The sequence below is a fragment of the uncultured Cellulomonas sp. genome, assembly GCF_963527515.1.
Lineage (GTDB): Bacteria > Actinomycetota > Actinomycetes > Actinomycetales > Cellulomonadaceae > Cellulomonas.
In genome coordinates, this window is record NZ_CAURTV010000026.1 from 29,831 (window position 1) to 39,730 (window position 9,900).

At 72.2% G+C, this 9,900-nt stretch carries 8 protein-coding genes; 7 read left to right on the forward strand and 1 reads right to left on the reverse strand.

Going from position 1 to position 9,900, the window contains the following annotated elements; translation table 11 throughout:
- The first annotated feature begins 276 nt into the window (after positions 1 to 276).
- The 4 genes from RYN42_RS08870 (at position 277) to RYN42_RS08885 (ending at position 5,885) form a co-directional block, all read left to right on the forward strand.
- The gene (locus RYN42_RS08870) at positions 277 to 2,496 is read left to right on the forward strand and encodes a glycoside hydrolase domain-containing protein (RefSeq protein WP_315095407.1); all 2,220 of its coding nucleotides are present in this window, start codon (positions 277 to 279) and stop codon (positions 2,494 to 2,496) included.
- A 14-nt stretch (positions 2,497 to 2,510) separates the two neighbouring features.
- Complete coding sequence (locus tag RYN42_RS08875; RefSeq protein WP_315095408.1) at positions 2,511 to 3,800, forward strand: glycosyltransferase; 1,290 nt, start codon at positions 2,511 to 2,513, stop codon at positions 3,798 to 3,800.
- Positions 3,801 to 3,877: 77 nt separating this feature from the next.
- Entirely contained in the window at positions 3,878 to 5,281 is a 1,404-nt protein-coding gene (locus RYN42_RS08880) for a glucose-6-phosphate dehydrogenase (RefSeq protein ID WP_315095409.1), read from the forward strand.
- Between the two features lie 43 nt (positions 5,282 to 5,324).
- The gene (locus RYN42_RS08885) at positions 5,325 to 5,885 is read left to right on the forward strand and encodes a dihydrofolate reductase family protein (RefSeq protein ID WP_315095410.1); all 561 of its coding nucleotides are present in this window, start codon (positions 5,325 to 5,327) and stop codon (positions 5,883 to 5,885) included.
- Here the strand turns inward: RYN42_RS08885 and RYN42_RS08890 are convergent, their stop codons facing one another.
- Complete coding sequence (locus RYN42_RS08890; RefSeq protein WP_315095411.1) at positions 5,886 to 6,698, reverse strand: hypothetical protein; 813 nt, start codon at positions 6,696 to 6,698, stop codon at positions 5,886 to 5,888.
- Positions 6,699 to 6,869: 171 nt separating this feature from the next.
- Here RYN42_RS08890 and RYN42_RS08895 point away from each other — a divergent pair, with 171 nt between their 5' ends.
- From RYN42_RS08895 to RYN42_RS08905, 3 genes are all read left to right on the forward strand, one after another.
- On the forward strand, positions 6,870 to 7,430 hold the full coding sequence (locus RYN42_RS08895; protein WP_315095412.1) for a DUF4956 domain-containing protein: 561 nt from the start codon (positions 6,870 to 6,872) through the stop codon (positions 7,428 to 7,430).
- Complete coding sequence (locus RYN42_RS08900; RefSeq protein WP_315095413.1) at positions 7,427 to 8,149, forward strand: polyphosphate polymerase domain-containing protein; 723 nt, start codon at positions 7,427 to 7,429, stop codon at positions 8,147 to 8,149. The genes RYN42_RS08895 and RYN42_RS08900 overlap by 4 nt, the downstream gene beginning before the upstream one ends.
- A gap of 11 nt (positions 8,150 to 8,160) precedes the next feature.
- On the forward strand, positions 8,161 to 9,900 hold a 1,740-nt coding region (locus RYN42_RS08905), incomplete at its 3' end, for a carbohydrate-binding domain-containing protein (protein ID WP_315095414.1).

Genomic DNA, 9,900 nt, shown 5'->3' on the forward strand with positions numbered 1-9,900 from the left:
CGGCGACGCTCCGGGTACCGACGTGCAATGGTCCCGTGAAAGTTGCCTACTGAGAACATCTAGGAGCGGGCGCACCTTGGCCTCATATGCGGAGACTCTCCCTCCGGCAGCGCGCGGTCACGACCTGGCATCTCCGGACCGAGGCGGCCGCCAAACCGGGCCGGTCCCCGTAACCCGCTAGACACACTCCGCACGTACCGTCCCCCGAACCAGGCATGGACGCAGGCCCCCCGCGCACGCGACCCTGTCCCCACCGGACGAGCGAAGGAGCGGCGGATGTTCGAGCGCGTCGACCCCTTCATCGGCACGGAGGCCACGGCCCTGCCGCCGCAGCACGGACTGGCACGCACCTGGTGGTGGCCCAAGCCGCAGGTCGGCAACACGCACCCCGGCGCCACGTACCCGCTCGGCATGGTCAGTGCCTGCGCGTACAGCGGGGCGTACCCGACGGGCTACGGCCGCTACGACCTGGGCACCGAGGGTCTGCCGACGGAGATGCACGAGCGCCAGGTGGCCAGCGGGTTCACGCACTTCCAGCAGTCCGGCACGGGCGCCATCCGCAAGTACTACAACTACTTCCGCGTCACCCCGATGCTGCAGCCGCTGGACGACCTCGGTGACGTGTGGGACATCGTCGACGAGGACGCGGAGCCCGGCTACTACGCCGCGACGCTGGCCAGCGGCATCCGGGCGGAGATCACGGTCGGCCCGAAGTCGGCGGTGCACCGCTACACGTTCCCGGCGCACCGGGACGCCCGGCTGGTCATCGACTTCTCGCTGGGCGGGCTGACCATCCCCTACGGCCGCACGGTGCCGCTGCGGGCGCACCTGCACTCGCTGAGCCCCGGCATCGCGCAGGGCGAGATCGTCGTCGAGGGTGCTCCGCTGGCCATCCACGTGGAGTGCGACGACCCGCGCTGGCGGCAGATGCTCTGGTACGACCGCCGGCTCATGCCGGGCGGGACGCGGCTGGACTTCGACCGCATCCGGCCGACGACGCTGCGGCCGTTCGGGCTGATGTGGGCCGGGCCGTCGGAGCCGGGGCAGGTGGTGGAGCTGCGGTTCGGGTTCTCGCTGCGGGGCGTCGACCAGGCGCGCGAGAACCTGGAGAAGGAGTGCGGTCCGGGTCCGTCCAGCTTTGCGACGAGGCGCGCCGCGACAGCGTCCGTGTGGCAGGAGAGCCTCGGCAAGATCCGCGTCGACACCCCGTCGGCGGACAAGCAGACCGTCTTCTCGACCGCGCTGTACCACTCGCTCATCAAGCCGTGCCTGGCGCTCGACGAGTCGCCGTTCTGGCCGACCGACGGGCCGTTCGCGTTCGACATCGCGACCATGTGGGACATCTACCGGACGCAGCTGCCGCTGCTGACCACGCTCATGCCGGACAAGGCGATGGAGCTGGCGAACGCGCTGCTGTACATCTCGGAGGAGGAGGGGAACCTCCCCATCGGGTACCGGATGGCCCGCGGGGCCGACCAGTTCAGCCGCCAGGCGTCGGCCCTCGCGCACACGTTCCTGGCCGACCTGTGCCAGCTCGGGCTGCCCGGGATGGACTGGGACTGGGCGCTGGTGCACATGCACAACGACCTGCGCCGCACGTACGGCGAGGACTTCCTGCTGCGCGGCAAGGTGCATCCCATCAGCCACACGCTGGACCTGGCGTTCGGGTACTGGTGCACCTCGCAGATCGCCGCGCACGTGGGCGACCCGATGCTGGTCGAGCAGTTCACGCCCCTGGCGGCGCGCTGGATCAACGCGTTCGACGAGGACACCGGCCTGCTGCAGGACTCGACGTACTACGAGGGCGGCCGGTGGAACTACTCGTTCCGGCTGCTGCACGACATGGCGGCCCGCATCAAGCTCTCGGGCGGCGACGACGCCTTCGTCGCGCAGCTCGACCAGTTCTTCGGGTTCGACGCCTCGCCCGTCCGGCAGCCGGGCATCCGGCCGGGCATCGAGGAGATGGCGGAGGGCTACGCGCTCAACCGGTTCGAGGGCCTGAACAACGAGCCCGACATGGAGGCGCCCTGGTCGTACCACTACGCCGGCCGACCGGACCGGACCGCCGAGGTGGTGCAGGCGATCGTGCAGAACCAGTTCGGCACCGGGCGCGGGGGTCTGCCGGGCAACGACGACTCCGGCGGGCTGTCGTCGTGGTTCGTGTGGGCGTCGCTGGGCCTGTTCCCGGTGGCCGGCCAGAACCTGTTCCTCATCAGCGCGCCCGCGTGGCGGGAGTCGAGCATCGTGGTCGGCGACCGCAGCTTCACCATCGAGTCCACGGGATTCACCGAACCGACACCCGGCGGACCGACGCAGTATGTACAGTCCGTCCACCTCGACGGTGAGCGGCTGGACCGCACCTGGCTGACCGGCGCCGAGCTGCACCGCGGCGGACGCCTGACCCTGGGGCTCGGCCCGACACCCAGCGACTGGGGCACCACCGTCCGGCCGCCGTCCGTGAGCACCACTCCCCCGACCACCGCGCTGCGGCGCTGACCACAGGAGCCGACGTGAGCACCAGCCGCCGTCTCGTCATCGTCGTCCGTGCCGACCCGGTCATCTGCGGGCACTCGGGCGAGGCCCGCAACCTCGCGGAGGCCGCGCTGCACCGGGGTTTCGACGACGTCCGCATCGTCACGTGGCCCATCGACCGCCTGCAGGCGACCGGCCTCCCGCTCAAGCCGCTCGACGGGGTCATGCCGTACTCGCCGGGGATCACGGTCGAGCGTCCCGAGCCCGTCGGCGACTACAAGGTGCCCGACGGCCGCTGGCTGGCGGGGATCGTCGGCCGCCTGGTCGAGCTCTTCACCGACGGCGTGCCGACGGTCGCGATGTCGCTGTACCTGAGCCCGCACGCCCAGGCGGTGGCCGACGCCGTGCACGTCGCGCGCCGGACCGGTCTGCCGGTGAACGTCACCACCGTGGCCGAGGCGGTCGGGTCCGACGTCACCAACGTGGTGCGCGCCTGCGTCGAGAAGGACGAGTTCGGGGCCGCCGCGCACGTGCTGTCCAGCTACCTCGAGCACGACGTCTGCTTGGCGGTGAGCGACTACACGCGCGAGCTGATCATCGCGGAGGCCGCCGCGATCGACGCCAAGCACGGCACGACGTTCGCCGCTCAGTGCCGCGAGCGCGTGACGGTCTCCTACCCGGCCATCGACGTGGGTTCCTACCTCGACCTCGACGCCGCGGCGACCGACCGCGTGCTCGGCGACCGCGGGCTCGTGCGCGACGGCTACGTGCTGTTCCTGTCCCGGCTCGCGCACGCCAAGGGGGTCGACGACCTCATCGCCGGCTTCGCCGCCTCCCGCGCGGCCGATGCCCTGCGGCTGGTGGTCGCCGGCAACGGTCCGGACGCCGGGCGCCTCCAGGAGCTGGCCGCGGCCTCGCCCGCCGCCGACCGGATCGTGTTCTTCGACGACGTCGACGACGACGAGAAGGCCCACCTGATGACGGCGTCCGCCGCCTACGTGCTGCCCAGCAAGCCGCGTCCGGAGTTCGTCGAGACGTTCGGCATCGCGCTGGCGGAGAAGATGCTCGCCGGCGGCGGCCCGGTGATCACCACCGACACCGGCGGTATCGGCGAGGCGGTCGGCGACAGCGCGTTCATCGTGCCGGTCGAGTCCCCGTCCGCCATCGCCGCGGCCCTCGACCACGTGCTGACCATGTCCGCCGACGAGCGCGCCGGGTGGGAGACCCGCGCCCGCCTGCACGCGATGCAGTTCGACCGCGGCGCGGTGCTGGACGCGATCCTCGACCGCGTGGCCCGCGTCGAGCGGGTGGCCGCGCCGATCGGGTAGCCCTCTGTCGCCGCGCGCTCGTCGGCAACCGAACGTACGGTCGAGGTTCCGCCCGCCACCGTCGTGAGGACCAACTGATGGCGCCGCCGACCGAGCCGTTGATCTTCGTCCTGCACGGAGCCCGTGGGGACCTGGCCAGACGCATGGTGCTCCCCGCCCTGGCCACGCTCCAGCGGCGCGGGCTGCTGCCCGAGCGGTGGGCGCTGCTCGGCACCGGCCGCACCCCGATCAGCTCGAAGGAGTTCGACGCGCTGCTGCGGGAGTCCGTCGAGGAGTTCGGCGACGAGGAGGCCGCCGCGGGCGTGCAGGAGCTGACCGAGCACACCGCGTACGCCGGGGACGTCAGCGAGGACGACACGGCCGACGAGCTGCCCGGTGAGCTGGAGCGGCTGCAGGACGTGCTCGGCGGCGGCGCCACGGTCATCCACTACCTCGCCGTCCCGCCGTCGTCGTTCGCCCCGATCACCCGGGCGCTCAAGAAGGCGAACCTCACCGACGGCATCCGCATCGTCTACGAGAAGCCGTACGGCACCTCGCTCGAGACGTTCCGGGAGCTGGACGCCATCGTGCACGACGTGTTCGACGAGGAGCAGGTGTTCCGGATCGACCACTTCCTGGGCAAGGAGGCGACCCAGAACCTGCACGTCCTGCGGTTCGCCAACGAGCTGTTCGGGGGCATCTGGAACCGGCAGCACGTCGCGCAGGTGCAGATCGACGTGCCGGAGACCCTGGACGTCGCGCAGCGGGCGGAGTTCTACGACGCCACCGGGGCCGCTCTGGACATGCTGGTCACGCACCTGTTCCAGGTGGCCGCCGAGGTGGCGATGGAGCCGCCGCGCAAGCTCGACGCCGCCAACCTGGGCAAGGCGCGGGAGGACGTCATCGCGCACTTCCGACCGCTGGACCCCGCGCAGGACGTCGTGCTCGGGCAGTTCGAGGGCTACCGCGACATCGACGGCGTCCCGGACGACTCCACCACGGACACGTTCGTCGCCGCGCGCCTGTGGGTGGACACCGACCGGTGGCGGGACGTGCCGTTCCTGCTGCGGACCGGCAAGCGGATGGGCGGGTCCGCCCAGCAGGTCACGCTCGTGCTGCGCACCCCCGACGAGCTGTTCGGCTCCCCCGTCGGCCCCAACCGCGTGATCGTGTCGCTGGCGGGCTCGGGCGAGCTCAAGGTCACGACGACCGTCAAGCGACCGGGCGCCTTCCTGGAGCTCGGCACCGGCACCGCGAAGCTGGAGCTGGCCGACGTCGAGCCCGGCGAGTCGCTGCCCCCGTACGCCGGGCTGGTGGAGGACGTGCTCGTCGGTGACCGCACCCTGTTCACCACCGCACGCGGGCTGGAGTCGGCCTGGATCGCGTTCGCCCCCCTGCTCGGCGACGACCGCCCGGCGCCCGAGCCGTACGCGGTCGGCTCCTGGGGCCCCGCCGCCGCCGACCGGCTGGCCGAGCCGCACGGGTGGGCGCTCGGCGACTGAACGCGCGGTCGCCCTCTGCCGGCGCCGTCGGCATGCTGGACCCATGGCCCGCCTCGTCACGCTCGCGATCACCTCGCTGGACGGCTACGTCGCCGACGCCGACGGCGGCTTCGACTGGGCGGCGCCCGCGGAAGACCTCCACCAGTACGTGAACGACCTCGACCGCCAGATCGGCACGCACCTGTACGGCCGTCGGATGTACGAGGTCATGCAGTACTGGGAGACCGCCGGCCAGGGCGCCGACGAGCCCGCCGTCGAGCGGGACTACGCAGCGGTCTGGCAGGCCACGGACAAGGTCGTCTACTCGCGCACGCTCGACGCGGTCACCACCCGACGCACCCGGCTCGAGCGGTCGTTCGAGCCGGACGCGGTCCGTGCTCTGGTGGCGTCGGCGGACCGGGACGTGTCGGTGGGCGGTCCCGGACTGGCGTCCGTGGCGTTCCGGGCGGGGCTGGTCGACGAGATCCTGCTGTTCGCGCATCCCGTGGTCGTCGGAGGCGGCATCCGCGCCCTGCCCGACGGGGTGCGCGCCGACCTCGACCTGGTGGACGAGCGGACGTTCTCCGGCGGCGTGCGGCACGCGCGGTACCGCGTCAGGCGCTGACTACATGGCCGGCGCGGGAGTGACCTGGTCGGCCGGCGGCGCCTCGATCGTCACGTCGCCGCCCCAGTTGCTGAGGGTCATCTCGATGTGCGAGCCGAGGATCTCCATGACGAGCTTGCGCGGCAGCCTGTCCGCGCCGATCCAGTACGTGTAGGTGACCTGTGCCGGCACCTCGACGCCCGCGGCCTTCGCGGCGGCGAACTGCTCGGCGGACTCACCGGCCATCTTGCTGGTGTCGACGACCACCTCGTACGGCTGCGCGCTGACCCCGTCGAGCTGCTCGGCGGCGCCCGAGGCGGTGACGCTGACCAGGGCCGGGAGGATCTCCTCGATGCTCTTGGTGGCGCTCGCCCCGGTGCTCTGACCCATCGACGCGGCGAGCGGGTTGCTGGTGTCCGCGGGGTCCAGCTGCCAGAACTTGCCGCCGGTCAGCTCCCCCATGTTGATGTACATCTGACCGCCGACGAGGCGGATCTCCAGAGGGGAGGCCATCTGGGCGCTGGTCATCGTCATGACCAGCTCGCTGCCGGCGTCGGTGACGCGCGCCTGGCCCTGCGCGGTCATCTGGGCGCCCTGGACGTCCGTGACCATCGTCGTGTCGTACGTCTCGGCGGCCTGCATGGCCGCGGCGATCTCCCCGAGGTTGTCCGTCGTCAGCTCGAAGCCGGCGGGCTCGGCGACCGCCTCCTCCTCCTGCGTGGCCGACGGGCGGTCGGACGCCTCGGCAGGGGCCTCGGGGGCGGACCCACCGCACGCGACCAGCGACCAGGCGAGGACGGCGGTGACCGGGACGGCGAGCAGACGGCGGGACACGCGCACGGAGGATCTCCCAGGGGTGGGGCGGCAGAGGCACGAACGAGGGGAAACCCTTCCATACCGGCACGCCGCCGCGGGCCGGGACGACGGGTGATCTGCGCGACGATCCACTCCGGCGGCACAGGCCTCGCACAGCCGGGGCTCAGGGCGGGGCGGCTGAATGGATCCATGACCCAGTACGCGCTCCTCGCCCTCGACCTCGTGGCCATCACCGTCCTCGCCTTCGGCGTCTACTTCCCCCGGCACCGCCGGCGGGACCTGGTCGTCGCCTACCTCGGCGTCAACATCGGCGTGCTCGCGGTGGCGACGGCGCTGTCCGGCAGCACCGTCGGCGCGGGCCTCGGTCTCGGACTGTTCGGTGTCCTGTCGATCATCCGGCTGCGCTCCACGGAGCTGACCCAGCACGAGGTGGCCTACTACTTCTCGGCGCTGGCGCTCGGTCTGCTGGGCGGTCTGGCGGCGTCGCCGCTCAGTGCGGCGCTCATGGTCCTGATCGTCGCGGTCATGGCCGTCGTCGACCACCCGCGGATGCTGCGGCGGTACCGGCAGCAGACCATGGTGCTCGACTCGGCGATCACCGACGAGACCGCGCTGGTCGCGCACCTCGAACGGCTGCTCGGCGCCACGGTGCACACGGCGATCGTCCAGCGGGTCGACCTGGTGAACGACACCACCTGCGTGGACGTCCGGTACGAGCTGACCACGGCACGGACGCGGGTGTCGGCATGAGCCTCGAGCCCATCGACCTGGTCGAGCTCACCGAGCGCGCGAGCCTGCAGACCCGCATGGACCGCAAGTACGTGGTCCCGGCCGACGCGCTCCCGGTGCTCCTGCGGGGGGTCGAGCCCGGCGCCCGCGTCCTGGAGATCGGCGGCCAGCGGGACTTCGCCTACGAGTCCGTCTACTTCGACACCCCCGACCTGGTCAGCTACCTCGGCGCGGCCCACCGCCGGCGGCGTCGGTTCAAGATCCGCACCCGGACCTACGTCGACTCGGCGCTCTGCTGGGTCGAGGTCAAGACCCGCGGACCGCGCGGCAGCACGGTCAAGACGCGTCTGCCGTACGACCCCGACGACCGCGACACCCTGACCGACGAGGGACGCCGGTTCGCCGACGAGCTCCTGGACAGCAGCGCGGGCTTCGAGAAGACCCTGGTCAGCACGTACCGGCGCACCACCCTGTTCCTGCCCCGGACGGACAGCCGCACGACGATCGACACCGGCCTGGTGTGGACGTCGGCCCTGACGGGAGCCACCAGGGCGCTGCCGGACCGCGTGGTCATCGAGACCAAGACCGGCTCGACGCCCTCCTCCACCGACCGCCTCCTGTGGCGGCACGGCCACCGCCCGGTGCGCATCTCCAAGTACGGCACCGGCATGGCCGCCCTGCACACCGACCTTCCCCACCACCCGTGGCGCCGCGTCCTCGACCGGCACGTCACCCGCTAAGGAGCCCCACCATGCGACGTCTCACCGCCAAGATCCTCGTCCCCGCCGCCCTCGTCGCGGCCGTCCTGACCGGCTGCACGGCGACCGCCGACGCCACGTCCACCACCCCTGAGACCACGACCGTCACCGCGACGGACGCCGACGTCACCGTCGAGCAGGCGAGAGCCGACAACACGGCACCCGACGACGTCGCCTTGGAGGCGTCGTCCGACGAGGTCGCCATCGAGCTGGACAACCCGGTGGCGAGCGACGGCGTGACCGTCGACGGCAGCACCGTGACGATCACCGCGGCCGGCACCTACCGGCTCAGCGGCACCCTCGCCGACGGCTCGGTCGTCGTGAGCACCACCGACGACGGCGTGGTGCACCTGATCCTCGACGACGCCTCGCTGACCAGCTCGTCCACCAGCCCGCTGCAGGTGCTCGACGCCGACCAGGTGGTGGTCCACCTCGAGGGCGACAGCACGCTGTCCGACACCACCGCGTACGCCGACACCGACGAGGCGAGCGCCGCCCTGTTCAGCAGCGCGGACCTCACGATCACCGGCGACGGCTCGCTGACCGTGGCCGGCAACGCGAACGACGGCATCGCCGCCAAGGACGGCCTCGTCATCGCGGGCGGCACGATCACCGTGGACGCGGTCGACGACGGGATCCGCGGCAAGGACTACCTGGTGGTCGCCGGCGGCACGCTCGCCGTGACGGCGGGCGGCGACGGCCTGAAGTCCGACAACGACGAGGACGAGACGCTCGGCTACGTCGAGATCACCGGCGGAGACGTGACGATCGCCGCGGGCGACGACGGCATCGCCGCGCAGACCGACGTGATCGTCGCGGACGGCACGGTGGACGTCGTCGCGGGCGGTGGCCAGGGGACCACCGTCGCCGAGGACGCCTCCCCCAAGGGCATCTCCGGCACGGTCTCCGTGGTGGTCGGCGGTGGACAGCTGAGCCTCGACGCGGCCGACGACGGGATCGGCTCCGACGGGGCCGTGAGCATCTCGGGCGGCACCCTGACCATCGCCGCGGGCGACGACGGCGTGCACGGCGACCGGTCGCTGCAGGTCAGCGACGGGACGCTCGACGTCACCAGCTCGGTCGAGGGCCTGGAGGCCGGGCTCATCACCATCGCGGGCGGCTCCGTGAGCGTCGTGGCCAGCGACGACGGGGTGAACGCCTCCGACCCGGACGCGACCGGCGAGCAGGCTCCGGGCAGTGCGACCAGCGCCGACGTGGGCCTGACGATCAGCGGCGGCACGGTCATCGTCGACTCCGGCGGCGACGGCCTCGACGCCAACGGCTTCCTCACCATGACCGGGGGCACGGCCGTCGTGAGCGGCCCGACGAACACCGGCAACGGCGCGCTCGACGTGGACGGCACGTTCGCGGTCTCCGGCGGCACGCTGCTGGCGGCGGGCGCGTCCGGCATGGCGATGACCCCCGGCGCCGACTCCGCGCAGTCGTTCGTCGCGTTCACGTTCACGTCGGCCCAGGCGGCCGGGACCGTCGTCCACGTCCTCGACGCCGACGGGACCGAGATCGCCGCGTTCGAGTCGTCGAAGGACTTCTCGTCGCTGGTCTACGCGTCGGCGGACGTCGTCTCCGGTGACACCTACTCGGCGGCCACGGGTGGCACGGTCAGCGGGGACACGGTCGGCGGGCTCGCGGCTGCCGGCGACAGCAGCGGGTCGACCGTGGCGGCCACCGGCACGGCCGGCGAGGCGACCGCGGGGATGGGCGGCGGCCCCGGC